The sequence below is a fragment of the Curtobacterium sp. MCBA15_013 genome, from assembly GCF_001865095.1.
Classification (GTDB): Bacteria; Actinomycetota; Actinomycetes; order Actinomycetales; family Microbacteriaceae; genus Curtobacterium.
In genome coordinates this window covers 39,966-63,576 of the sequence record NZ_MJGQ01000013.1, presented here as the reverse complement: position 1 = coordinate 63,576, position 23,611 = coordinate 39,966, and the positions used below count along the sequence as shown (strand labels likewise).

Genomic DNA, 23,611 nt, shown 5'->3' with positions numbered 1-23,611 from the left:
GTCGCCGGCCCCGACAGCACCGCATCGACACCGGAACCGACAGGAGCCCCCGTGACCAGCATCGACACCGCGCCCTCCGCTTCGGAGGCGAGCCGCGCCTCCAGGCCGATCTACGCCCTGAAGAACGTGAGCAAGACGTACAAGCAGAAGAACCGGACCGTCACCGCGCTGACGAACGTCGACCTGACCATCCCGCAGGGACAGCTCGTCGCGATCCAGGGGCCGACCGGCGGCGGCAAGTCGACCCTGCTGCAGATGCTCGGCGCGCTCGACCGTCCGAGTGCCGGCAGCGTGCTCCTCGGTGACCAGGACGTGGCGAAGCTCGGGGACGGGGCGCTGACGAACCTGCGGGCGACCGAGATCGGGTTCGTGTTCCAGAGCTTCAACCTCATCCCGACGTTGACGGCGCTGGAGAACGTCGAGACCGCGTTCGCCGGGTCCCTCGCGAACCGGTCGCGGTCGGAGATCCGCGACCGCGCGACCGCGGCGCTCCGGGAGGTCGGCCTCGGCGAACGGCTCGACCACCTGCCCGCGGAGCTGTCCGGCGGGCAGCAGCAGCGCGTGGCCATCGCGCGGGCGCTGGTCAAGAACCCGAGCGTGCTGCTGGCGGACGAGCCGACCGGTGCGCTCGACGAGGCGACCCGTGACGAGATCATGGGGCTCATCGAGAAGCAGTGGAAGGAGCGCGGGCTCACCGTGGTCATCGTCACGCACGACTCGTGGGTGGCGAAGCGGGCCGAGCGCCGCCTGCACATCAAGCAGGGCCAGGTGCGCGAGGTGTAGGCGGGGCCGGCCGCCGGGGCCGCCGGGGCCGCTGCTCCGCCGGTGTTTCGCGCTGAGCGACAGTTCACGGGCCACCGAGCGCGTGAACTGTCGCTCAGCGCGTGAACTCGCGGCGCCCCTACGCCACCGGGTAGTCGCAGTACGCGAACCAGCGCGAGTCCGGCGACCACGGCGGCACGTTCACGGTCCCCTGCCCGCCCTCGAGCGTGACGAGGGTCTCCGGCTGGACGGCGATCCGGGCACCGCGCACGAGCGAGCCGGGCAGGAGCCGGAGCTCCACGCGGTGGTCAGCGGGGTGGCCCTGCACGCCGGGCTCGTACGACAGGTAGAGCAGGTGGGCACCGTCCGGCGAGACGTGCGGGAACCAGTTCACCCGGTCGTCGTTCGTGATCCGGACCGGGTCGGTCGCCCCGGGCCAGAGGGCGACGAGCTGCGCGGTGCCCGGCGTGAACCGCTCCGAGTTCCACACGAGCATGTCGCCCGCGAACGAGACGCCGTCGTCGGGGTGCTCGTCGCGGGTCAGGAACGTCGGGTCCCCGGTGGCCGGGTCGACGAGGGCGACGTCGGTGGTCCAGACGCCCTCCTCGGTGCGCTCCCCGACGATCGCCGCGAGGGTCTCGCCGTCGGGCGCGATGCCGTGCAGGTAGAACTTCCGGGCGACCGGCAGCGCGGTGGTGACGTCGGTGAGGGTCGCCGCCGCTCCCCCGGCCGGCACGGGCACCCGGTACAGGTCCCCGTCGCGGGCGCTCACCACGACGGAGTTGCCCGAGGGGTCGAGCACGTGGTCGTTGTTGATCTCGGGGACGCCGGGCATCGGGACGCGCACGAGGTCGGTCTCGTCGAGCACGGCGTCGCCGTCGGCAGGGGGCCGCAGCAGCCAGAGGTCGCCGTCCCCGTTCAGCACGAGGGTGCCGTCTGGCAACACGTTCGGCGCCTCGACGAGCACCGAGCTCGACTCGAACACGAGCCGGCTCGTCCGGCTCTCGACGTCGTACACGTGCACTCGGCTGGTCTGTCCCGGCAGCAGTTGCCGCCCGCGTGGCTCGCTCATGGTCCCATCCTGTCCGGATTCCGTCCGCCGAGTCTCGCCCCGGCGGACACCTTCGTGGCCTCGCGGACGCGAAAGCGTCCGCCTGGCCGAGTCTCGCTGCCAGCGCACGCACCCGCGCACCGGCGCGCACACCCGCGCACCAGCGCACGCACGGACGGGAGGCGCGGTGCGGGTCGGACCCGCACCGCGCCTCCCGTCAGGCGGTCCTGCCTACTTCACCGCACCGGCCGTCAGGCCGGCCACGAACTGCCGCTGCACGATGAGGAACGCGATCACGACCGGGATCGAGACGACGAGGGACGCCGCCATGATCTGGTTCCAGTACACGTTCGTCTGCGTGGAGTACTGCTGCAGACCGACGGCCAGCGTCTGCCCGTCGCCGTTCGTCATGACCGAGGCGAAGAGCACCTCGCCCCACGCCGTCATGAACGAGTAGATGCCGACCGCGACCAGACCCGGACGCGCCGAGGGCAGGATGACCCGGAACAGGGCACCCATCGGGCCGGAGCCGTCGACCATCGCGGCCTCGTCGAGTTCACGCGGGATGGTCTCGAAGTAGCCCGCGAGCATCCAGATCGAGAAAGGGAGCGTGAACGTCAGGTACGTGATGATCAGGCCGGTCCAGCTGCCGACGAGCTGGATGCCGAGCGCGTTCCCGAGGTTCGTGAAGATGAGGAACAGCGGGAGCAGGAACAGCACACCGGGGAACATCTGGGTGGAGAGCACCGCGGTGGTGAAGGTGCTCTTGCCCTTGAAGTTCCAGCGCGAGACACCGTAGGCGGCGAAGGTCGCGATGATCAGCGAGAACACCGTCGCGACCGTGCAGACCACGAGCGAGTTGATGAAGTACTTGCCGAGCGGGACCGTCGACCACATGTCGATGAACGGCTGGATGGTGATGTTCGTCGGGATCCACGTGAAGTCGTTCTGCACGTCACCGAGCGGCTTGATGGCCGTGGTGATCATCACGTAGAGCGGGACGACCGTGAACAGGGTCAGGACGACCAGGGTCACGACCTTGAAGGACTTGGCGCCGAATGTCTCACGCACGGACGGACCTCCGGTTGGTCACGGCGAGGTAGATGCCGGTGACGATGAGCAGGAAGATGAGGAGCAGGACGCTCATCGCGGCACCGGAGCCGAAGTTCCAGGTGATGAACGACGCGTTGTAGATGTGGAAGCTCAGCAGGTCCGCCGCCGGGGGCTGGGCGGTCGAACCGAACAGCACGAACGGCGTGTTGAAGTCGTTGAACGTCCAGAGGAACATCACGAGCACGAGCGTCACGTTGACCGGGCGCACCATCGGCAGCGTGATCGAGCGCCACTGCCGGAAGGGCTTCGCGCCGTCGACCGAGGCGGCCTCGTACACGTCGTTCGGCACGGACTGCAGGCCGGCCATGAGCATGAGGAACGCGAACGGCCAGGTCTTCCAGATCGCCACGACGACGACCGAGACGAAGGCGTTCGAGCCGATCAGCCAGAACGGCCCGGTGCCGTTGAACAGGTGCAACTGGTCCACGAGGATGTGGTTGATCGCACCCGAGTCACGCTGGAACATGAACTTCCAGGTGATGATGCCGGCGTACATCGGCAGCGCGTACGGCACGAGGAAGAGCGTGCGGAACAGACCGCGCCCCTTGAACGGCTTCTGCAGCGCGACCGCGGCGGCCATGCCGAAGGTCCACGAGAGCCCGACCACGAGGACCGTGAAGCCGCACGTGATGAGGAACGAGTTCAGGACGCCCTTGCCGATCGCCTGGTCGAAGTCGATGACGACCGAGTAGTTGCGCAGCCCCGCGAACGGTGCGGCACCCCAGTTGGCGATGAAGTACTTGGTGAGCTGGATGAACGAGATCCAGATGCCGGTGAGCATCGGCACGATGTGGATCAGCAGCTCGAAGAGGATGGCGGGCGCGACGAGCGCGTAGGGCAGCCAGTGTCCCTTGCGCTTCCGACCGGGCGGACGGCCCGACGTGGTCGGGCCCTTCGTGTGGGTCAGGTCGATGCGCTCGGAGTCGGGCAGGACCGAGGTGGACATGAGCGGGGGCCTTTCGGCAGGAGGGGGATCGGGTGCTTCGCGCGGACCGTGGCAGCGGTCGGGAGGCGCGGCATGCGTGAGCCGATCGGCTCACCCCCGGCGTGTGGCCGGGTGCGGAACCGCAGGTCGCGGGCTCGACGTGGGCGGGGCCGTGGACCTGAGGGGTGGAGGCCCGGGCGCGTCCTTGCGGACGCGACCCGGGCCTCCTGGGCGGATCAACCAGCGGCCTGGGACACCTGGTCCTGGGCGGTCTGGAGCGCCGACTTGATGTCGCTGTCCGAGACGGTGGAACCGGTCGCGATCTTGGCGAACATGTCGTTCATCGCCTTGCCGACCGTGGACTCGAACTGGTCCTCGGCGGGCACCAGCGGGAGCGGCTTCGCCTTGTTGTTGTAGATGTCGAGGAACGTCTTCGTCTGCTCGTCGGTGACCGAGTCAGCAGCCGCGGCGAGCACCGGCAGCGCCGAGTACGGCTTGTCGAGCGTCGTCTGCGTGTCCGCGCTCGTCATGTACTTGACGAACTTGAGCGCGCCGTCCTTGTTCTTCGTGTTCTTGAAGATCGACAGGTTGATGCCGGCCGGGAAGGACGCGATGTCCTGACCGTCAGCGGTGGTCGGGAACGGCACGACGCCGAACTCGTCCGTCTTCATGCCCTGCGACGTGATGGTCGCGTTCGCGTTGTTCTGCGTGAGCATCATCGCGGCCTTGCCGTTCGCGAAGTCCGAGACGGCCTGGGTGCCGTTGTCGTACTGCGCGTTCGACGGGTTGACGACCTTGTCGGACTGCATCAGGTCGAGGTAGCGCTTGATGCCGTCGACGTTCGCCTTCTGGGTGAAGGTCGGCTTGCCGTCCTTGTCGAACCACTCGCCGCCGTTCTGGGCGGAGGTGATGAACGCGAAGTGCGAGTTCTCGGTGTACGAGCCACCGGCGATGGTGAAGCCGTACTTGTCACCCGAGGTGAGCTTCTTCGCGTCGGCGGTGAGGTCCTCCCACGTGGTCGGCGCTTCGATGCCGGCGTCCGAGAACATCTTCTTGTTGTAGTACAGGCCGTAGGCGAGGCCGTAGAGCGGGACGCTCGTGACGGTCTTGCCGGGCGCGCCACCGGTCGAGAGCGCGACCTTGCCGAACTTGTCGGACCCGCCGATCGCCTTCATCTCCGAGTCACCGAACTCCTGGAAGGCGCCGGTGGCCTGGAGCGACGTCGCCCAGGTGTTGCCGATGTTGACGACGTCGGGGCCCTGGCCCGAGGTGACGGCGGTCTGGATCTTGTTCTGCAGGTCGTTCCAGCCGATGACCTGGAGGTCGACCTTGATCCCGGTCTCCTTGGTGAACTTCTTGAGGACGGGGGTCAGCACCTCCTTGTCGTTCTGGAGCGACGTGCCCTGGTTGGACGCCCAGTAGGTGAGCGTCTTGGAGTCGCCGGACGAACCGGAGCCTCCGGAGGAGCAGGCTGCGAGGCCGGTCACGGTGAGTGCCGCGGCCGCGGTGATGGCCAGTGCGCGGATGGCAGTGCGCATGACTCTCTACTTTCTCGTCGTTGAGATGGTGCAGGGGGTGGTACTGGTCGTGCTGTCGGGTGCTGCTGTGTGTGCGGTGCCGCTCCGGCCGGTCAGGCCAGGGTCGACGCCGCGGGGTCCCAGCCCTCGGGGAGGGTCGGGGAGGGTGCGACGGTGCTCTCCACGAGCACCGCCTCACCACGTTCGGCTGCCTCGGCGATGGAGACCATCACGTCGAGGACGTGGAAGGCGAGGGCACCGGGGACCCGGTTCTCCTCTCCTGCACGGAGCGAGCGGGCCAGGTCGACCACGCCGGTGCCGCGCGAGTAGGTGGACCCCACGGCGGGGATCGTCTCGGGTTCCTCGGAACCGAGTGCGTACAGCTCGGTGTCGCCGTCGAAGTTGTTCGGGTCGGGGAACACGACCGTGCCGGTCTCGCCCGCGATCTCGACGAAGCCGGTGCGGCCGCGGTCGGACTCGAACGAGAAGACGCTCTGCGCGCTGCCGCCGTTCTCGAACTCGATGAGGGCCGAGTGGTTCGTCGGGACCTCGACCGGGAACTCGGTGCCCGCCTTCGGGCCGGAGCCGATGGTGCGGGTCGCGCGGGACTTCGACGCGGTCGCGGTGACCTTCTTCACGGGGCCGAACGCCTGCACGAGGGTCGTGATGTAGTACGGGCCGATGTCGAACAGCGGGCCGGCGCCGTACGCGAAGAGGAACTCGGGGCTCGGGTGCCACGACTCCGGGCCGGGGCTCTGGAAGAGCGTCAGGCCGTTGAGCGGGGTGCCGATGCGACCGTCGCGGATGGTGCGCAGCGCGGTCTGGAGCCCGGCACCGAGGAACGTGTCCGGGGCGACGCTGACGGTCTTGCCGGCGGCACGGGCGGCGTCGCGCAGCTCGGCGGCGCTCGCACGGTCGAGGGCGTAGGGCTTCTCGCCCCAGACGTGCTTGCCGGCGGCGAGGGCCTGCAGGGCGACCTCGACGTGGGCGGCCGGGATCGTCAGGTTGACGACGATCTCGATGTCGTCGTTCGCGAGGAGCTCCTCCACCGTGCCGGAACCGGCGACGCCCCACTTCTCCGCCTGTGCCGCTGCGCGGGGCAGGTCGATGTCGGCGATGAAGTGGACCGTCACGTCGGGGAAGACCGTGAGGTTCGAGAGGTACTGGTCGGAGATGACCCCGGCGCCGATGACGCCGACGCCGACCGGGCCGGTGCGGGTGGTCTCGGTGGCGTCGACCTGCGTGTCGGTCGCGGTGGTGGTGTCGGTCATGCGCGGGCCCCCTCGAGGAACGTGTAGGAGTCGGTGACGGCCTGGAAGACGTCGCCCTCGTGGTCGTCGAGCTCGACGACGTGCAGCGCGTCCGGCGCCGCGGCGATGATCTCGCGGATCGGCATGACACCGTTGCCCACGGCGACCTGCTTCTTGTCGTCGTGCGAACCGTCGCCGTCCTTGACGTGCAGGAACTGGACCTTGTCGCCGTACTTGCCGATGATCGCCACCGGGTCGTCGCCGCCGACCTTCACCCAGTAGGTGTCGAGTTCGAGCACGACGTCGTCGGAGAGCGCGTCGGCGAAGACCTCGTAGGCGGAGACGCCGTCGATGCGGTTCGAGAACTCGAACGCGTGGTTGTGGTAGCCGAGAGTGAGACCGTGGTCCGCGGCACGGGGAGCGATGGCGCTCAGCTCGCGGGCGATGGCCTCGACGTCCTCGCGGGTGGTCCAGCGGGCCTCGTCGATGTGCGGGTCGATCAGGGTCGTGAGGCCGACGGTGACGCTCGCGTGGAAGATCTGCTCGAGGTCCTGCTCGCCGGCGTCGAGGAGCCGGGCGTGGCCGCTCGGGCTCTGCAGTCCGGCCGCGGCGAGGGCATCGCGCAGCGCCTCGGCGCGGTCGACGAAGCCGAAGGCCTCGACGTTCGTGTAGCCGATGTCAGCGATGCGCTGCAGCGTGCCGGGCAGATCGGCAGCGAGGGCGTCGCGGACTGTGTAGAGCTGGACCGAGAGCGGTTGGGTCACCAGGGGTTCTCCTCGTCGAGATGGTGTGGTCGTCGTCGACCGAGCGTCACACTATGACCACTTTTGTCGGCGGTCAAGCAGAAGTTCGTGGTTCTTCGACGAACTTCGTTGCGTGGCGCGTTCGATGTGTGCTTCACTCCCCCACATGGTCGACTTGAACCGGACGGCAGCGTCGCCTCCGGTCGGGACGAGCGAGCTCTTCCAGATCCTCCGCGACGGCGTGCCGCGGACCCGGGCCGAGCTCGCCAGCCTGACGGGACTCGCGCGCTCCACGATCGGCGTGCGCCTCGATGCCCTCATCGAGGTCGGGCTCGTCGGACCCGTGGACACCGCGGCGTCCACGGGCGGACGCCCGCCTGCGCAGGTGGCGCTGATGCCCCGCGCACGCCTGGTCATCGCCGCCGACCTCGGGGCCTCGCACGGCCGCGTCGCCGTCACCGACCTCGTCGCCGAGCCGCTCGCCACCCGCGAGGCACGCATCGACATCGCGGCCGGCCCGGTCCCCACCCTGACGTGGCTCGTCGAGACGATCGACGCGCTCCTCGACGAGGTCGGCCGCGCCCGGGACGACGTCATCGCGATCGGCATCGGCGTCCCGGGGCCGGTCGAGTTCTCCACCGGACGCCCCGCGAACCCGCCGATCATGCCGGGCTGGGACGGCTTCGACGTGCCCGGATGGCTGCGCGCGCACATCGCCGCCCACGTCCTGCTCGACAACGACGTGAACATCGCGGCCCTCGGGGAGCGCGAGCACGGCTGGCCGGGCGTCGACCACCTGCTCTTCGTCAAGGTCGCCACCGGCATCGGCTCCGGGATCGTCTCGGACGGCGAGCTCCAGCGCGGCGCGCAGGGCACCGCGGGTGACATCGGTCACGTCCGGGTCTCGAGCGCCGGCGACGTGCCGTGCCACTGCGGGAACACCGGGTGCCTCGAGGCCGTCGCCTCCGGTCCGGCCATCGCCCGACGACTCCGCGCGAAGGGGCACGACGTGCACTCCAGCGCGGACGTCCTCGAACTCGTCAACCGGTCGGACCTCGACGCCATCCAGGCGGTGCGCCAGGCCGGACGTGACATCGGCGAGGTCCTCGCCACGTGCGTCTCGCTCATGAACCCGTCGGTCATCGCGCTCGGCGGATCGATCACCCAGGCCGGGGAGCACCTCCTCGCCGGGGTCCGCGAGGTCGTCTACTCCCGCTCCATGCCCCTCGCCACGGAACACCTGGTGATCGCGCAGTCGCGGGCGGGGTCGCTCGCGGCGCTCCAGGGAGCGGCGGCGCTCGCCATCGGGTACGCGCTCTCCCCCGCGGGGGTCGACGAGCTGGTGACGTTCGCCGAGGGGCGCCAGCTGGTCTCCTGACCGGTGCGTCGCGTCCGTGCGTCCGCCGGTGCGTCTGCCGGTGCGTCGCGTCCGTGCGTCTGCCGGTGCGTCGCGTCCGTGGGTCCGCCGGTGCGTCGGTTTCGTCTCGTCGGTGCGTGGGGAGAGAATCGACGGGTGACGATCGTGCAGCCCACCCTGTGGGGCGACCTGGACCCCGGCCTGGAGGCGCAACCCGCCCCCGGCACGCCGGCGTCGGTCGCACCCGTGGCCGGCTCCACGGCATCGGGCCCCGTCGTCCACGACGCGTTCACCGCGCTCCGCGGGCACACCGAGCGCATCGTCGCGCACTCGTCCGACCGCGTCGCGTGGCTCCGCGCCCGCGCCATGGGCATCACCGCCACCGACGTCGCCCGGCTCGCCTCCCTGCGCGCCGTCGACGCGGTCGTCACCGACAAGCGGTACGGCTCGCGGTTCTCCGGCAACTCGTACACGGAGCACGGCAAGGAACGCGAACCGGTCATCGCCGCCTGGGTCGCCGCGACGCACGGCATCCAGCCGTCCGCACACCTGTTCCACGCCGCCACCAACCGCGCCCACCTCGCGACCCCGGACGGCGTCGGCGTCGACGGTTCGTCGCGGGTCGTCCTCGCCGAGATCAAGACCACCGGCAAGGGCTGGCGGAGCATCCCCCGCCACTACCTCCGCCAGATCTGGTGGCAGCAGTACGTGCTCGGTGCCGACCGCACCCTGTTCGTCTGGGAACGCCACGACGGCTTCGTGCCGGTCGCCGACGAGCCCGAGTGCCGGTGGGTCGACCGCGACGACGACCAGATCCGCGGGCTGATCCAGCTCGCCGACCTCGTGCTCGACCGGCTGCGCGACTTCCGGAGCTAGACCTTCACGATCCGCAGGCGACTCATCCCGATGACGAGCACGCCGAGCAGGACGATCGACACCGCCACCCCGAGGCAGTACAGCGCCACGACGCCGTAGCCCAGGTCAGGGTTCAGGAACGGGTACGGCACCCATCCGTCCGTCGCACCGCGGACCAGCACCACGACCGTCCAGACGGCCGGGTAGACGAGGAACCACCACACGTGCCGGAGCAGGAGCTTCGACCGGTCGGAGAACAGCAGCCAGTCCAGCACCGCGTACGCGGGGAGGACCTTGTGCAGGATGTCGTTCGACCACTGCACGTTCGCCGACACGTCGACCCCGGTGAGCAGGGTGTTGTAGACGATCCCGGTCGTCGCGATGTACACCGTCGCCGCGCCGCGGAACAGACTCACGCGCAGGTCCCCGCGCTTCCGGCGGGCCGCCGCGACGAGGGTCACGGCGAATGCCAACGCGATGATGATGTTCGACTGGATCGTGAAGTAGCCGAAGAAGTTCCACGGGTTGTAGCTCGGGAGCTTCGAGCTGACCAGCCACTGCCCGACGATGGCGGCCACGACGGCGATGACCGCGAGCAGCCGGAGCGAGTTCACGAGGGTGCGCACCAGGCCACGCTACCGGCACACCGCGCCGGGTACGCGAAAGGACCCGCACCGGGAGCGGTGCGGGTCCTTCACTGGGTCAGATGACTCAGATGCTGTTGACGTCGAGCGGGATGCCCGGGCCGAAGGTCGTCGAGACGGCGCCCTTCATGATGTAGCGGCCCTTCGAGGCGCTCGGCTTGAGGCGGTTGATCTCCTCGAGCGCGGTCGAGATGTTCTCGTCGAGCTGCTCCGGCGTGAACGAGGCCTTGCCGACGACGAAGTGCACGTTGGCGTGCTTGTCGACGCGGAACTCGATCTTGCCGCCCTTGATGTCGTTGACGGCCTGCGCCACGTTCGGGGTCACGGTGCCGGTCTTCGGGTTCGGCATGAGGCCACGCGGGCCGAGCACCTTACCGAGACGACCGACCTTGCCCATGAGCTCCGGCGTCGCGACGGCGGAGTCGAAGGCGGTGTAGCCCTCGGCGACCTTCGCGATGAGCTCGTCGCCACCGACCTCGTCGGCGCCGGCGGCGATGGCGGCCTCAGCCGCTGCGCCGACCGCGAAGACGATGACGCGGGCGGTCTTGCCCGTGCCGTGCGGCAGGATGACCGTGCCACGGACCATCTGGTCCGCCTTGCGCGGGTCGACGCCGAGCTTCAGGGCGACCTCGACGGTGGAGTCGGTCTTGGTGGAACCGGTCTCCTTCGCGAGGGCGACTGCCTCGGTGGGGGTGTAAAACTTGTCGGCCTCGATCTTCGCGGCCGCGGCCTGGTAGGCCTTGGACTTCTTCGCCATGGTGTTCTCCTTGGGAGCTACGTGGTTGACGAGCCGGCGCGGCTCTCCCACGGAAGGGTGTTCGGTTGTGTGCCTGAGCAGGTGGGGCTTACGCCTCGACCGTGATGCCCATCGAGCGAGCGGTGCCGGCGATGATCTTCGCGGCCTGCTCGATGTCGTTGGCGTTCAGGTCGGCCTGCTTGGTCTCGGCGATCTGACGGACCTGGTCCATCGAGATCTTCGCGACCTTGACCGTGTGCGGGGTCGCGGAACCCTTCTGCACACCCGCGGCCTTCTTGATCAGCTCTGCCGCCGGCGGGGTCTTGAGGACGAACGTGAACGAACGGTCCTCGTAGACGGTGATCTCGACCGGCACGACGTTGCCACGCTGCGACTCGGTCGCCGCGTTGTACGCCTTGCAGAACTCCATGATGTTGACGCCGTGCTGACCGAGCGCCGGACCGATCGGCGGGGCCGGGTTGGCGGCGCCCGCGTTGATCTGCAGCTTGATCAGGCCCGTGACCTTCTTCTTCGGTGCCATGACTTGTCTTCCTCCTGGAATCGAACGCACGGGGATCCGTGCACTCTCCCGCTGGCCCGGCCGTTCCGGACCGCGGTGAAGCCCCGCACGCACGAAGCGTGCGGGGCCAAACTCGTTGAGTCTACCCGATGATCGGGTTGGACTACAGCTTGGTGACCTGGTCGAAGCTGAGCTCGACCGGGGTCTCGCGCTCGAACAGCGAGACGAGGACCGTGAGCTTGCCGCTCTCCGGCTTGATCTCGGAGATCGACCCCGGGAGACCCGCGAACGAGCCTTCCTTGATGGTGATCGTCTCGCCGATCTCGAAGTCGACCTCGGCCGCCGGCTGGGACTGTGCGCCGCCGGAGCCCTTCGCGCCGCCCTTGGTCGGAGCGGCCTCGGCCACCTGGACCAGGGACTTCAGCATGCCGAACGCCTCGTCGAAGCGGAGCGGCGTCGGGTTGTGGGCGTTGCCGACGAAGCCGGTGACACCCGGGGTGTGCCGGACGACGGACCACGAGTCCTCGTTGAGGTCCATGCGGACGAGCACGTACGAGGGGATCCGGACGCGGGTGACCAGCTTGCGCTGCCCGTTCTTGATCTCGACGACGTCCTCCATCGGGACCTCGACCTGGTAGATGTAGTCCTCCATCGACATCGAGACCATGCGGTTCTCGATGTTCGACTTCACGCGGCGCTCGAAGCCCGCGTAGGAGTGGATGACGTACCACTTGCCCGGCTTCATCCGCAGCTCGGCCTTGAAGGCCTCGTACGGGTCGACCTCGGCCTCTTCTTCGGCTTCTTCAGCGTCGAGGGCCTCGTCGGCGGCGAGGGTCGCGTTGGCCTCGGCCGCGGTCTCTGCTTCCAGCTCGACCTCTTCTTCGTCCTCGACTGCCTCGACGGCGGCCTCGGCCTCGTCGGCGGTGTCGATCTCGAGCGCGTCGTCCACGACGGCGTCGGCCTCGGGGTCGCGCGACTCGGCCAGCGCGGTGAGCGCCTCGTCGATGCCGGCGTCGACGGTGCCGTCGTCGGGCTCGTCGCTCAGGCCGAGGGACTCGTCGTTCTCGTCCTCGATCTCGATGGCTCGCTCTTCGGCGGACTCGGCCGAACGCTCCTCGCCGGTCTCGACGTCGCCTTCCTGGTTCTCCTCGACTTCGGAGGACTGCTCGGCAGCCGTGGCGAGGTCGATGTCGTCGCGGGAGTTGTCAGACACTGTCGAATCTTTCCGTTCGGTGATGCGGATCGGGTTGGCGGGCGGATCGGTTCACGACCGGCGCCGTCTCGGGCGACCGTACTCCTGTCCGCGAGCGGTCAGGACAGCCGGCGTCCGGCTCAGGCCGTCGGCCCGTTGCCGAACACGTACCCGACGCCGAGTCCGAACACGAAGTCGAGGACCGACACCAGGATCATCATCACGACGACGAAGACCAGGACGACGCCCGTGTAGCTGAAGAGCTCCTTGCGGGTCGGCGTGACCACCTTGCGGAGCTCGCCGAGGACCTGACGGATGAAGAGCACGATGGCAGCGAACGGACCACGGCGCTCGGCCCGGTCCTGCTTCGCCTTGGCGACGACGTCATCCGCCGTCGTCTCCATGTCTTTGCTCGCCAACTTCTACCCTTCCAGATGTGCAGGGCGGACAGGACTCGAACCTGCAACCTGCGGTTTTGGAGACCGCTGCTCTACCAATTGAGCCACCGCCCTTCGGACACGGTTCGTCACCGATCCGTGTTCCGGTGGTCGAGTGTACGGGAGTCCGTCACACGGTGTCCACTTGACGGATGCTCCGGCGTGCCGCGCCGGTAGGCTGGGCCCCGTGAGCACCGAAGCCCCAGGCCCCGAGTCCACCGCCCACCCCGCTGCCGCGACCACCGATCGGCCGCGCATCGCGTCCCGCATCGCCGCGATCGCCGAGTCCGCGACGCTCAAGGTCGATGCGAAGGCCAAGGCGCTCAAGGCCGCCGGTCGCCCGGTCATCTCGTTCGCCGCCGGCGAGCCGGACTTCGCCACGCCGCAGCACGTCGTCGACGCCGCCGTGCAGGCAGCGCAGGACCCGAAGAACCACCGGTACACGCCCGCGACCGGCCTGCCCGAGCTCAAGCAGGCGATCGCCGAGAAGACCGCCCGCGAGTCCGGCATCACCGTCGACCCCGCCCGGGTGATCGTCACGAACGGCGGCAAGCAGGCCGTCTACCAGGCGTTCCAGACGATCGTGGACGACGGCGACGAGGTCCTCCTGCCGGCGCCGTACTGGACCACCTACCCTGAGGCCATCCGGCTCGCCGGGGGCGTCCCCGTCGAGGTCTTCGCCGGCAGCGACCAGGACTACCTCGTCACGGTCGACCAGCTCGAGGCAGCCCGCACCCCGAAGACCAAGGCGCTGCTGTTCTGCTCGCCGTCGAACCCGACCGGCTCGGTGTACACCGCCGAGCAGACGAAGGCCATCGGCGAGTGGGCGCTCGAGCACGGCATCTGGGTCATCAGCGACGAGATCTACCAGGACCTCGTGTACGACGGTGTGCGGTTCACCGGCATCCTCGAAGCGGTCCCGGCCCTCGCCGACACGACGATCCTCGTCAACGGCGTCGCGAAGACGTACGCGATGACCGGGTGGCGTGTCGGGTGGTTCATCGGCCCGTCCGACGCGGTCAAGGCGGCGTCGAACCTGCAGTCGCACCTGTCGAGCAACGTGTCGAACGTGTCGCAGCGCGCCGCGATCGCCGCGCTGACCGGCCCGCAAGAGCCCGTCACGGCCATGCGCGAGGCCTTCGACCGCCGTCGTCAGGCGATCGTCGCGGGTCTGAACGCGATCCCGGGCTTCGTCACGCCGACCCCGCACGGCGCCTTCTACGTCTACCCCGACGTCACGGCGCTCCTCGGCCGCGAGTGGGCCGGCTCGACTCCGACCACGACGCTCGAACTCGCCGACCTCATCCTCGAGCACGCCGAGGTCGCGGTCGTCCCCGGTGAGGCGTTCGGCCCCTCCGGCTACCTCCGCCTGTCGTACGCGCTCGGTGACGACGACATCGCCGAGGGCGTCGCGCGGCTCGCGAAGTTCTTCGCGTAGTCACCCGTCGATGCAGAACGGCCCACCTCGTCGAGGTGGGCCGTTCCGCGTCGCGGGCCAGGAGGCGCGGCTCGGCTCAGGCGAGCAGGTCGCCCACCACGACGGGTTCCGGCACGAGCGAGACACCGAAGCGGTTCAGGACGGTCACCTGGACGTAGCGGGCGAGTTCGCCCACCTGGGCGGCGGTCGCTCCCCCGCGGTTCGTCAGCGCGAGCGTGTGCTTCGACGAGATCGCGGCGCGGGACCCGGGGACGGCGTACCCGCGGTGGACGCCGGCGTGCTCGATGAGCCATGCGGCGCTGAGCTTGACGTCGTCGCCCGCCGGCCAGCGCGGTGCCTCGGCCGGCAGGGTCTCGGCGAAGGCGGCGGACACGATCGGGTTCGTGAAGAACGACCCCGCGCTCCACGTGTCGTGGTCGTCCGCGTCGAGGACCATGCCCTTGGACCCCCGGAGCCGCAGGACCTCGGACCGCACCGTCGCCGGCTCGACGAACGCCCCGAGCTCGACACCGAGCGACCCGGCGAGCTGGGCGTAGCGGACCGGGACCCCGGCGGCACTGACGGTACCGAGCCGAAACTCGACCGTCAGCACGGCACCGCGCCGTCCGTGCTTGAGGGTCGAGGTGCGGTAGCCGAGCGCCAGCTCGGCCGCTGGGACCCACGCGCGCTCCCCCGTCGACGCGTCGAGGAACTCGATCCGGGTGAGCACGTCGGACAGCTCGACCCCGTAGGCGCCGATGTTCTGCACGGGGGCGGCGCCGACGGTGCCCGGGATGCCGCTCAGCGCCTCCAGGCCCGTCCACCCGTTCTCGACCGTCGTGGCGACGAACGCGTCCCACGGCTCACCGGCCGCGACGCGGACGGTGACGCCGTCGTCGTCCGCGTCGTGCTCGATGCCCGTCGTGCGCACGAGCACGACGGTGCCGTCGAAGCCGTCGTCGGCGACGAGCAGGTTGCTGCCGCCGCCGAGGACCAGCCACTCGTCGTCGTCCCACGCCGCCGTGACGTGCGCGACGAGCTCGTCGGTGGTCGACGCCGTGAGCAGCCGCGCCGCGGGACCACCGACGCGCAGCGTCGTGAGGTCGGCGAGCACCGACTCCGTCACGGTCAGCGGAACGCCACCGTGACCTGCGCCTTGCCGAGCACGGTTTGCCCGGCGGCGGTCACGGTGAGGTCGATGCGCTGCGGACGGCCGTCGTCGTCGACGGTGCCGACCTTGGCGACGACGCCGACGGTGGCGCCCTGCTCCGGGTCGACGACCACGGGGCGGGTGAACCGGACGCCGTAGCGGACCACCCAGCCGCGGTCGCCGAGCCACTCGGAGACCGGCTGCACGGCCAGTCCCATCGTGAGCATGCCGTGCGCCAGGACACCGGGCAGGCCGACGGAGGCGGCGACGTCGTCGCGATAGTGGATCGGGTTGAAGTCGCCGGACGCGCCGGCGTAGCGGACGAGCGAGTCGCGGGTGATGTGGACCTCGCGCTCGGCGACGACGGTGCCGACCTCGAGCGCGGTCACGGGTGCGGTGGTCATGCGTCGTCTCCTCGGACCACGAGGGTGGAGGTCGCCGTGACGACGTGCTCCCCCGCGGCGTCGTTCATCGTGCTCTCGGCGGTGACCATGGCGTTGCCGCCGAGGGTCTTCACGCTCGTCACGGTCAGGGTCGCGGTGAGCTCGTCCCCGGCGACGATCGGGCGCTCGTAGGCGAAGGCCTGCTCGCCGTGGACCACGCGGGAGAAGTCGATGCCGGCGTCGGGCTCGGCGAGGAGCTGGGCGAGCGTGGCCTCTTGCACGACGACCGCGAAGGTCGGCGGGGCGACGACGTCGTCGTAACCGGCGGCGCGGGCGGCCTCGGGCTCGTGGTGGATCGGGTTCGTCGCGAACACGGCGCGGGAGAACTCGCGCACCTTCTCGCGACCGACCAGGTAGGGCTGGGCCGGCGGGAACGTCCTGCCGACGAGCTCGGGGTTCACAGACACGTCCGGCAGTCTAGCGACGCCCGCTCGGTGGCCTGTGTTCATGAGTATGCATCGGCTATGCTGACCCGACGCGGTTCGGGGGAACCGACACCGATCTCCGGGGATGGGGAGGAACGATGGACCACACGACCGAGTTCGCCGTGCACACGGGCGACCGCTGCACCGCGATGGAGGCCGCCGGCGCCGCACTGCAGCAGGCGGGGCACCACGTCGAGTCGACGGGCGGGACGCTCACCGCGACGACCGGCAACCGGGTGCTCACGATCCTGCTCGGAGCGCTCGTGCACCCGTCGCGGGAGTTCCGGCGGTACGAGCTCTCGACGACCGTCACGGGGACGTCGACCACGATCACGCTGCGGCACTCCGGGCACGGCACCGCGGTGTCGGGCGGGGAGATCGGTGCGAAGCGGCGGCACGATGCCTGGCGCAGCACGGCCGCGGTGATCGAGCGGGCGCTCCGGCAGGCGGGCGTGCTCAGCGCGCGGTAGCGCGGCGCGGGCCGCGGGCCGCGGGGCGCGCGGGCCGCGCCGCGGGCCGGGCGGGCCGGGCCGCCGGGCACCTGCGGCCGGGCGCGGGCGCGCCGCCGGGCGCCGCACATCGCAAGTCGCTGCGAAACGCGTCTTCGCACGGTTCGGTGTGACTTGCGTTGTGCGCAGGCGCCCGGCGCGGCCGGCGCCCGGCCACGCCGCGGCCGGAGGCACGAACGAACCACCGGAACGACACGGAACCAGGTCGTGGGGCCGGTTCGACGTCGGGAACGTGGTTCGACGCCGCCCGCGGACCGCGACGGCGAGCGGTCGCCCCCGCCGGCACGCGTGCCGCACAACGCAAAGCGCGCCGAACCGCGCACTCCCGCGGTTCGGGGCGACTTGCGTTGTGCGCAGGCACCCGAGGCCACGCGGCGGGCACGGCAGCGCCGCGGCGCTGCCCCGCCAAGAGCGGGCGCCGGGACGAACCACGGGAACGACACGGAACCAGGTCGCGGGCCCGGTTCGATGTCGGGAACGTGGTTCGACGCTGCGCCGCCGCGACGCGCACCGACGCCGACGCACCGAGACGCGCACGCGCGCGACACCGCCCCGAGAACGACGAAAGCCCGGCGAACGGATCGCCGGGCTTGCGGTAGCGAGGGCGGGACTTGAACCCGCGACCCCACGATTATGAGTCGTGTGCTCTAACCAACTGAGCTACCCCGCCAAGGATCCGGCACGACTACCGCACCGGGTCGGAGCCCCGAGTCAGGATTGAACTGACGACCCCTTCCTTACCATGGAAGTGCTCTACCACTGAGCTATCGGGGCATGTGCCGCTCGGCGGCACCACACGAGGATAGCAGACCCGCGACGGTGGTCAGGAACCGGCCGTGACGCCCGGGCGTGCCGCGTGGAACCGCTAGTTCGCGTTGGCCTCGAGCCACGCCAGCGGGTCCACCGGGACACCGTCGACGTGCACCTCGAGGTGCAGGTGCGGACCGGTCGAGTTGCCGGTGCTGCCGACCAGACCGAGCTCGTCGCCGACCTCGACCTGCTGGCCCTTGACGACCTTGAAGGAGTTGTCCTCCATGTGGCCGTAGACGCTGACGAACTGCTTGCCGTCGACGTCGTGCTCGACCCAGACGTCGTTGCCGAAGCCGCCGTCGTTCGCCTGCACCTTGAGGACGGTGCCGGCGGCGATGACCCGGATCGGCGTGCCCTCACCCGGAGCGAAGTCGACGCCCATGTGGTTCGTCGAGCAGAAGGAGCACCCCTCGACCTGGCGTCCGCCGAACCCGGAGGTGATCGGCACACCGGTCAGGAACGGCCACTGGATCGTGCCGTTCGGGTCGTTCGTGAAGCTCGAGGAGTCGACGTTCTTGTACTGCGTCGCCGAGGACACCGAGTACTGGTCGCGGTTCGTCTCGGCGTCGGTCGCACCGGCACCGACGCTGAGGGACTGCGTGTCACCCGAGGCCGTCGCCCGCGCCGACGTCGAGCCGGGCTCGGGGGTGTACAGCGCCTGTGCGGGCAGCGAGGTCGACACGACGAGCCCCGCGACGAACAGCAGCGCGCCGACGGCCGTCACCCGCGAGGCCGCTCGACGGAACGACGCACCCTGCGACCCCCGCGCGGCACGCGGCGCGACCCCGGCGACCGGAGTCGCTGCCGCGGGAGCCGTACGAGCGATGTGGCGCGTGGCCCGGTCGGCCTGCACCGGGGCGGTGGTGGCACGCCCGGTCCGACGGGACGCCGGCACCTGTCCGAGGACACGGCGCGTGGCCGGCGCGGACGGTGTGGGTGCCGCGACCGCAGGGGCAGCAGCCACGACCGGCGACGAGGGCGCCGGCGGCGTCACGGGCGATGCGGTCGCCGCGGGCATCGCGGGCGAGGCCGGCGCGAGGTCGACGGGCGACACGGGTGCGGCCGGGGTCGCGGGCGTCCCCGGGCTCACCAGGTCGTCGAAGGTCGCGTCACCGAGGGCGGCCCGGGAGGCGCGGCTCGTCTCCGCCACGGCCGTCGCGTGCTCGACGCGCTCCGGTGCTCCCCCGGAGGACGCCGTCGCCGCCGCGCGTTCCGCCTCGATGCGGGCCCGTCGGGTCAGGTGGACGACCGGTGCGGGAGCGTCCGCGGAGCCGTCGGTGTGCACGGGCGTGAGGGGAGCGTGGGGCATGTGTTCGGCGTGGATCCTGATCGGGGCGAGACGCGCTCGTTGGTAACGAGCAGATAACGGGACCCGAGCACGCTAGCAGGAGCGTCCGGGAGACGCCAGTCCTCGGGATGTCCTCACCCGGCCAGCACGGACTCCTCGAGACGCCGCAGCAGGTCCGCGAGCTCGTCCGCGACCGCGGGTGCGGCGAAGAGGAACGACCGCGTGCCGCCGGCCTCCCAGATCCGGGTCTCGGCGCCGGCCTCACGGGCGACGATCGACCCGGCGGCCATGTCCCACGGGTTGATCCCGCGCTCGTAGTAGGCGTCCACGGTGCCGACCCCCACCGCGCAGCAGTCCAGCGAGGCCGCTCCCCCACGGCGGATGTCGCGGACCTCGCCGATGAGTCCGGCGAGTACCGCGATCTGCTGCCGACGGCGCTCGGCGGTGTACCCGAAGCCGGTGGCGACGAGCGTCTCGGCGAGCGAGGCCGGCGTCCCGACGTGCAGCGGGACCCCGTCGCGCGTGGCACCCTCGCCGGCGGCCGCGCGGAACACGACGCCGGTCGCGGGCTGGACGACCACGCCGGCGATCGGCTCCCACGAGGTCGGGTCCGCCGGCCCGCGCACCACGCCGATGCTCACGCCGTACTCGGCGCTGCCGTAGAGGTAGTTGACCGTGCCGTCGATCGGGTCGACCACCCACGTGATGCCCGAGGTCCCCGCGCCGGTGCCGGACTCCTCACCGAAGAACGCGTCGTCCGGCCGGGCCTCGGCGATCCGGGCCCGGACGAGTGCCTCGACCTCGCGGTCGGCAGCCGTGACCACGTCGACGATGCTCGACTTCCGGTCGGCGACCTCGACCCCCTCGACCCGTCGGCGTGCGGCGAGCGCTGCTGCCTCTCGGGCGATGGACTCGGCGAGGTCGGCGAACTGGACGGGGGTGAGGTCGGAGGGCATGCGTCCATCCTCGCGGAAACGGAACGGCCCCGTCCGATGAGGACGGGGCCGTTCCGATGGTGGCAAGTGAGGGATTCGAACCCCCGAAGGCTACGCCGGCTGATTTACAGTCAGATCCCTTTGGCCGCTTGGGTAACTTGCCATGTGCGCACCCGGCCCGTGTAGTCACCAACCGAAGGCGCGCATGAAAGCATAGCCGATCCGAGACGGTGCTCGTGACCACCGTGGGCCGATCCACGGGTGCCGAACCGCGCCTCCCGTCCGCCGTTAGGCTGTCCCGCATGGCAGACAGTTCCTTCGACGTGGTCAGCAAGGTCGACAAGATGGAGGCGGAGAACGCCCTCAACCAGGCCGCCAAGGAGATCGAGCAGCGGTACGACTTCAAGGGCGCCGACGCATCGATCGCGTTCAGCGGTGAGGACGTCCTCATCAAGGCGAACTCGGAAGAGCGCGCGAAGGCCGTCCTCGACGTCCTGCAGAGCAAGGCGATCAAGCGGAACATCAGCCTCAAGAGCCTCGACGCGGGTGACCCGTACCCGTCGGGTAAGGAGTACCGCATCGAGGTGAAGTTCAAGAACGGCATCGAGCAGGACGTGGCGAAGAAGATCGGCGCGTTCCTCCGGGCCAACGCCCCGAAGACCGTGAAGAACCAGATCCAGGGCGACGAACTGCGCGTCTCCTCGAAGAGCCGCGACGACCTGCAGAACACGATCCAGCTCCTCAAGGGTGAAGAGTTCGACGTGCCGCTGCAGTTCATCAACTTCCGCTGACGCGCCGCCCGCCGCTGTGGAGCACTGGCTCACCGTCGCGATCACGGTCTTCCTGGTCCTGCTGGACCTGGCGATCCGCGTCTTCTCGATCATCTACGTCCCGATCAACCGGAAGCCGCAGACCGCGACGGCCTGGCTGCTGGCGATCTTCCTCATCCCCTACATCGGGTTCATCGTCTTCCTCGTCATCGGGTCGACGAAGCTCCCGCACGCCCGGCGTGAGAAGCAGACCGAGATCAACGCGTACATCCTCGAGCAGACCGAGGGGATCGAGCGCGTCCGGCGCGACCACCCGTGGCCGGCGTGGCTGGACAGCATCACCCGCCTGAACCGCGAACTCGGCGCCATGCCCCTGGTGGGCGGCAACTCCGCGGAGCTCTACCCCGACTACGACGAGTCGATCGCCGAGATGACCCGCGCGATCGACGGCTCGCGGCGGTTCGTGCACGTCGAGTTCTACATCGCGACCCTCGACGACACCACGCGCCCGTTCTTCGAGGCGCTCGCCCGCGCCCAGGCCCGCGGCGTCACCGTCCGGGTCCTGCTCGACCACTGGGCGAGCCGCGGCTACCCGGGCTACAAGGACACCCTCGCGTTCATGGACCGCGCGGGCATCGAGTGGCACCTCATGCTCCCGCTGCTGCCGTTGCAGGGGAAGTTCCAGCGCCCGGACCTCCGCAACCACCGGAAGATCGTGGTCATCGACGGGTCGATCGCGTTCACCGGGTCGCAGAACCTCATCGACAAGTCCTACGACCTGAAGTCCCACATCGACAAGGGCATGCAGTACAAGGACCTCTTCGCGCGGTTCGAGGGTCCCATCGTCGCCGGGCTCAACGCCCTGTTCGTGACCGACTGGTACAGCGAGACCGACGAGCTGCTGCTCCGCGAGAGCGACCCCGTCCAGCGGGCCGACCGCGGTGACGCACTCGACTGCCAGGTCGTCCCGTCCGGCCCCGGGTTCGACGGCGAGAACAACCTGCGCCTCTTCAACGCCCTGCTCTACTCGGCCCAGCAGAAGGTGTCGATCACCTCGCCGTACTTCGTCCCCGACGACTCCATGCTCTACGCCATCACCACGACGGCGCAGCGCGGGGTCGAGGTCGAGCTGTTCGTCGGCGAGATGGGCGACCACGCGATGACGTGGCACGCGCAGCGCTCCTACTACGAGGGGCTGCTCCGGGCCGGCGTGAAGATCTGGCTGTACCGGGCGCCGACGATCCTGCACGCGAAGCACTTCACGATCGACGACGACGTGGCGGTGATCGGGTCGAGCAACATGGACATGCGGTCGTTCAGCCTCAACCTCGAGGTCTCCGTGATGGTCCGCGGCAGCCGCTTCGTCGATGCGCTGCGCGAGGTCCAGGACGCCTACAAGGAGCACAGCTTCGAGTTGACGCTCGACGCGTGGGTGGAGCGGCCGCGTCGGTCGCAGGTGCTCGACAACGTCGCGCGGCTCACGGCGGCGCTGCAGTAGCGGCCGGCCCAGGAGGCGCGGGTCGCGACCGGCGGGCAGGTGCGGGCCGCGGGTGGTCGCCCGGGCGCGGGTGCGCGGTGGCGGTGCCGCGCGCGGGTGCGCGGGAGCGGGTGCGGGTGCGCGGCGGCGGGGGCGGTCAGCGCGGGTCCGGCACCAGGCGGGTGAGTCGGGCGGTCACGCGCTCGAGCGGCCCCCTCCCGAGGAACCGCCTCCAGAGCATCGCGAACACGATCGACCCCAGCGCGAACCAGCCCCACGCCGCCGCCGAGTCCGGGTACGTCGGCAGCGCCGCGAGCACGACGAGGTGCCCCGCGTAGACCGTGAGCGGCATCGACCCCACGGCAGCCAACGGGTACCCGATGCGTCGGACGACCTCGCCCCGCCCGTCGAACACCAGCGTGCAGAGCGCGATGACGGCGACGGCCACTCCCGCGGTCCCCACGACGTCGACGATCGACGAGGAGTGGTCCCGCGGCGACAGGAACAGCTGCGCCGTGGCCTCGGCGGCGGTGCTCCCCTCGCCCGCGTACGGCACACCGGGGAACGCGAACCCGGCGTCGGCGGGCACCGGCGCGACCGCGTTGCCGACGAGGTAGGCGAGGGCGGCGACCACCGCGCCGGACGCGAGGAGGACCACCTGGGTGCGCCGTCCCTCCAGTCCGACACGGGCGACCGCGAGACCGACCAGCACGTACGCCAGGAAGGTGACCACGGGGTAGACGAGGCCGAGCTGGACCTCCCACATGCCGGCGTCCGCGTAGAGCGGGACGATGCCGAGGGCGACGACGGGCGACAGCACGGCGCACGCCGCGGCGAGGACCAGCAGCCAGCGCGCACGGACCCGGAGCACCGGGATCGCCAGCAGGAACAGCACGCCGTACGTCGGGAGGATGACGTAGACCGGGGTCTGCAGCGCCATGAGCAGCAGGCCGACCGCGACGACGACGAGCGCGCGGATCGCGAGCCGGCCACGGACCCGACCGATCCGCGGCGGGCCGGGCGGCGACGTCCGACCGCTCGTCAGACCGATCGAGACGCCGGCGAGCACCGCGAAGAGCGACGACGACCGGCCGTGGGCGACGGCGGCCCAGGTGCCGGGGTCCGACCAGTCGACCTGGTCGGCGATGCCCCCGACGTGGGTCGCCATCATGCCGAGCAGCGCCAGCGCACGGGCGACGTCGACGCCCTCGAGCCGGACCCCGGAGACGGACACGCCCCGCAGCGCGGTGGGCGGTGCGGGGCGTGCGGTCGTCATGGCGTTCGC

General features: G+C 70.2%; 24 protein-coding genes and 4 tRNA genes. 7 read left to right on the top strand and 21 right to left on the bottom strand.

Features of this window, described 5'->3' with window-relative positions; translation table 11 throughout:
- Window positions 1-51: 51 nt before the first annotated feature.
- A complete protein-coding gene (locus tag BIV01_RS09125) occupies window positions 52-783 on the top strand; it encodes an ABC transporter ATP-binding protein (protein WP_254791812.1) in 732 nt (243 codons plus the stop codon).
- 118 nt (window positions 784-901) lie between these two features.
- Here BIV01_RS09125 and BIV01_RS09120 read toward each other — a convergent pair whose 3' ends face one another.
- From BIV01_RS09120 to BIV01_RS09095, 6 genes are all read right to left on the bottom strand, one after another.
- Entirely contained in the window at window positions 902-1,834 is a 933-nt protein-coding gene (locus BIV01_RS09120) for a hypothetical protein (protein ID WP_071302606.1), read from the bottom strand.
- Between the two features lie 210 nt (window positions 1,835-2,044).
- Window positions 2,045-2,884, bottom strand: coding sequence for a carbohydrate ABC transporter permease (locus BIV01_RS09115; protein ID WP_070418381.1), 840 nt, complete (start codon window positions 2,882-2,884; stop codon window positions 2,045-2,047).
- Window positions 2,877-3,872 carry a carbohydrate ABC transporter permease gene (locus tag BIV01_RS09110; RefSeq protein WP_092386365.1) on the bottom strand — a complete coding sequence of 332 codons (996 nt, stop codon included), beginning with the start codon at window positions 3,870-3,872 and terminating at the stop codon, window positions 2,877-2,879. Before BIV01_RS09110 ends, BIV01_RS09115 begins: the two co-directional genes overlap by 8 nt.
- A gap of 215 nt (window positions 3,873-4,087) precedes the next feature.
- Window positions 4,088-5,389 carry an ABC transporter substrate-binding protein gene (locus BIV01_RS09105; protein WP_070418380.1) on the bottom strand — a complete coding sequence of 434 codons (1,302 nt, stop codon included), beginning with the start codon at window positions 5,387-5,389 and terminating at the stop codon, window positions 4,088-4,090.
- Window positions 5,390-5,481: 92 nt separating this feature from the next.
- Window positions 5,482-6,639, bottom strand: coding sequence for a Gfo/Idh/MocA family protein (locus tag BIV01_RS09100; protein WP_070418379.1), 1,158 nt, complete (start codon window positions 6,637-6,639; stop codon window positions 5,482-5,484).
- Window positions 6,636-7,382, bottom strand: coding sequence for a sugar phosphate isomerase/epimerase family protein (locus BIV01_RS09095; protein ID WP_071302605.1), 747 nt, complete (start codon window positions 7,380-7,382; stop codon window positions 6,636-6,638). The genes BIV01_RS09100 and BIV01_RS09095 overlap by 4 nt, the downstream gene beginning before the upstream one ends.
- A gap of 145 nt (window positions 7,383-7,527) precedes the next feature.
- Between BIV01_RS09095 and BIV01_RS09090 the strand changes: the two genes are divergently transcribed.
- Both BIV01_RS09090 and BIV01_RS09085 read left to right on the top strand, forming a co-directional pair.
- Window positions 7,528-8,739 carry an ROK family transcriptional regulator gene (locus tag BIV01_RS09090; RefSeq protein WP_071302604.1) on the top strand — a complete coding sequence of 404 codons (1,212 nt, stop codon included), beginning with the start codon at window positions 7,528-7,530 and terminating at the stop codon, window positions 8,737-8,739.
- Between the two features lie 135 nt (window positions 8,740-8,874).
- Window positions 8,875-9,594, top strand: a complete 720-nt coding sequence (locus BIV01_RS09085; RefSeq protein WP_071296716.1) for a YqaJ viral recombinase family protein — start codon at window positions 8,875-8,877, stop codon at window positions 9,592-9,594.
- Here the strand turns inward: BIV01_RS09085 and BIV01_RS19320 are convergent.
- The 6 genes from BIV01_RS19320 to BIV01_RS09055 form a co-directional block, all read right to left on the bottom strand.
- On the bottom strand, window positions 9,591-10,199 hold the full coding sequence (locus tag BIV01_RS19320; RefSeq protein ID WP_139199277.1) for a Pr6Pr family membrane protein: 609 nt from the start codon (window positions 10,197-10,199) through the stop codon (window positions 9,591-9,593). The two genes, BIV01_RS09085 and BIV01_RS19320, sit on opposite strands and share 4 nt — an antisense overlap.
- 85 nt (window positions 10,200-10,284) lie before the next feature.
- Window positions 10,285-10,974, bottom strand: coding sequence for a 50S ribosomal protein L1 (rplA, locus tag BIV01_RS09075; RefSeq protein ID WP_070418374.1), 690 nt, complete (start codon window positions 10,972-10,974; stop codon window positions 10,285-10,287).
- Window positions 10,975-11,062: 88 nt separating this feature from the next.
- Complete coding sequence (rplK, locus tag BIV01_RS09070; RefSeq protein ID WP_022906459.1) at window positions 11,063-11,494, bottom strand: 50S ribosomal protein L11; 432 nt, start codon at window positions 11,492-11,494, stop codon at window positions 11,063-11,065.
- Between the two features lie 142 nt (window positions 11,495-11,636).
- Window positions 11,637-12,686, bottom strand: a complete 1,050-nt coding sequence (nusG, locus tag BIV01_RS09065) for a transcription termination/antitermination protein NusG (protein ID WP_071296714.1) — start codon at window positions 12,684-12,686, stop codon at window positions 11,637-11,639.
- A gap of 119 nt (window positions 12,687-12,805) precedes the next feature.
- Entirely contained in the window at window positions 12,806-13,069 is a 264-nt protein-coding gene (gene secE / locus BIV01_RS09060; RefSeq protein WP_370871658.1) for a preprotein translocase subunit SecE, read from the bottom strand.
- A 35-nt stretch (window positions 13,070-13,104) separates the two neighbouring features.
- A tRNA-Trp gene (locus BIV01_RS09055) sits at window positions 13,105-13,177 on the bottom strand.
- 181 nt (window positions 13,178-13,358) lie between these two features.
- Here BIV01_RS09055 and BIV01_RS09050 point away from each other — a divergent pair.
- On the top strand, window positions 13,359-14,540 hold the full coding sequence (locus BIV01_RS09050) for a pyridoxal phosphate-dependent aminotransferase (protein WP_071296736.1): 1,182 nt from the start codon (window positions 13,359-13,361) through the stop codon (window positions 14,538-14,540).
- Window positions 14,541-14,616: 76 nt separating this feature from the next.
- Here BIV01_RS09050 and BIV01_RS09045 read toward each other — a convergent pair whose 3' ends face one another.
- Genes BIV01_RS09045 through BIV01_RS09035 form a run of 3 tightly spaced genes read right to left on the bottom strand, consistent with a single transcriptional unit; the run spans window position 14,617 to window position 16,519 of the window.
- Window positions 14,617-15,645 carry a UDP-N-acetylmuramate dehydrogenase gene (locus tag BIV01_RS09045; RefSeq protein ID WP_083413899.1) on the bottom strand — a complete coding sequence of 343 codons (1,029 nt, stop codon included), beginning with the start codon at window positions 15,643-15,645 and terminating at the stop codon, window positions 14,617-14,619.
- Between the two features lie 2 nt (window positions 15,646-15,647).
- Window positions 15,648-16,073: a MaoC/PaaZ C-terminal domain-containing protein gene (locus BIV01_RS09040; RefSeq protein WP_071296734.1), complete on the bottom strand. Its 426-nt coding sequence runs from the start codon at window positions 16,071-16,073 to the stop codon at window positions 15,648-15,650.
- On the bottom strand, window positions 16,070-16,519 hold the full coding sequence (locus tag BIV01_RS09035; protein ID WP_083295268.1) for a MaoC family dehydratase N-terminal domain-containing protein: 450 nt from the start codon (window positions 16,517-16,519) through the stop codon (window positions 16,070-16,072). The genes BIV01_RS09040 and BIV01_RS09035 overlap by 4 nt, the downstream gene beginning before the upstream one ends.
- A 116-nt stretch (window positions 16,520-16,635) precedes the next feature.
- Here BIV01_RS09035 and BIV01_RS09030 point away from each other — a divergent pair, with 116 nt between their 5' ends.
- Window positions 16,636-17,007 (top strand): hypothetical protein, encoded by a 372-nt coding sequence (locus tag BIV01_RS09030; protein WP_071296713.1) that lies wholly within the window; start codon window positions 16,636-16,638, stop codon window positions 17,005-17,007.
- 635 nt (window positions 17,008-17,642) lie between these two features.
- Here the strand turns inward: BIV01_RS09030 and BIV01_RS09025 are convergent.
- From BIV01_RS09025 to BIV01_RS09005, 5 genes are all read right to left on the bottom strand, one after another.
- Window positions 17,643-17,716: transfer RNA gene (locus BIV01_RS09025), tRNA-Met, on the bottom strand.
- Window positions 17,717-17,748: 32 nt separating this feature from the next.
- A tRNA-Thr gene (locus BIV01_RS09020) sits at window positions 17,749-17,820 on the bottom strand.
- 91 nt (window positions 17,821-17,911) lie between these two features.
- Window positions 17,912-19,165 (bottom strand): M23 family metallopeptidase, encoded by a 1,254-nt coding sequence (locus tag BIV01_RS09015; protein ID WP_071302603.1) that lies wholly within the window; start codon window positions 19,163-19,165, stop codon window positions 17,912-17,914.
- Window positions 19,166-19,278: 113 nt separating this feature from the next.
- Window positions 19,279-20,100, bottom strand: a complete 822-nt coding sequence (locus BIV01_RS09010; protein WP_071302602.1) for an inositol monophosphatase family protein — start codon at window positions 20,098-20,100, stop codon at window positions 19,279-19,281.
- A 57-nt stretch (window positions 20,101-20,157) separates the two neighbouring features.
- Window positions 20,158-20,242, bottom strand: a tRNA-Tyr gene (locus BIV01_RS09005).
- A 139-nt stretch (window positions 20,243-20,381) separates the two neighbouring features.
- Here BIV01_RS09005 and BIV01_RS09000 point away from each other — a divergent pair.
- Window positions 20,382-20,870: a YajQ family cyclic di-GMP-binding protein gene (locus tag BIV01_RS09000; RefSeq protein WP_069712130.1), complete on the top strand. Its 489-nt coding sequence runs from the start codon at window positions 20,382-20,384 to the stop codon at window positions 20,868-20,870.
- 16 nt (window positions 20,871-20,886) lie between these two features.
- Entirely contained in the window at window positions 20,887-22,347 is a 1,461-nt protein-coding gene (cls, locus tag BIV01_RS08995) for a cardiolipin synthase (RefSeq protein ID WP_071302601.1), read from the top strand.
- Between the two features lie 136 nt (window positions 22,348-22,483).
- Here cls and BIV01_RS08990 read toward each other — a convergent pair whose 3' ends face one another.
- Window positions 22,484-23,602: a heparan-alpha-glucosaminide N-acetyltransferase domain-containing protein gene (locus tag BIV01_RS08990; protein ID WP_071296710.1), complete on the bottom strand. Its 1,119-nt coding sequence runs from the start codon at window positions 23,600-23,602 to the stop codon at window positions 22,484-22,486.
- Between the last annotated feature and the right edge of the window lie 9 nt (window positions 23,603-23,611).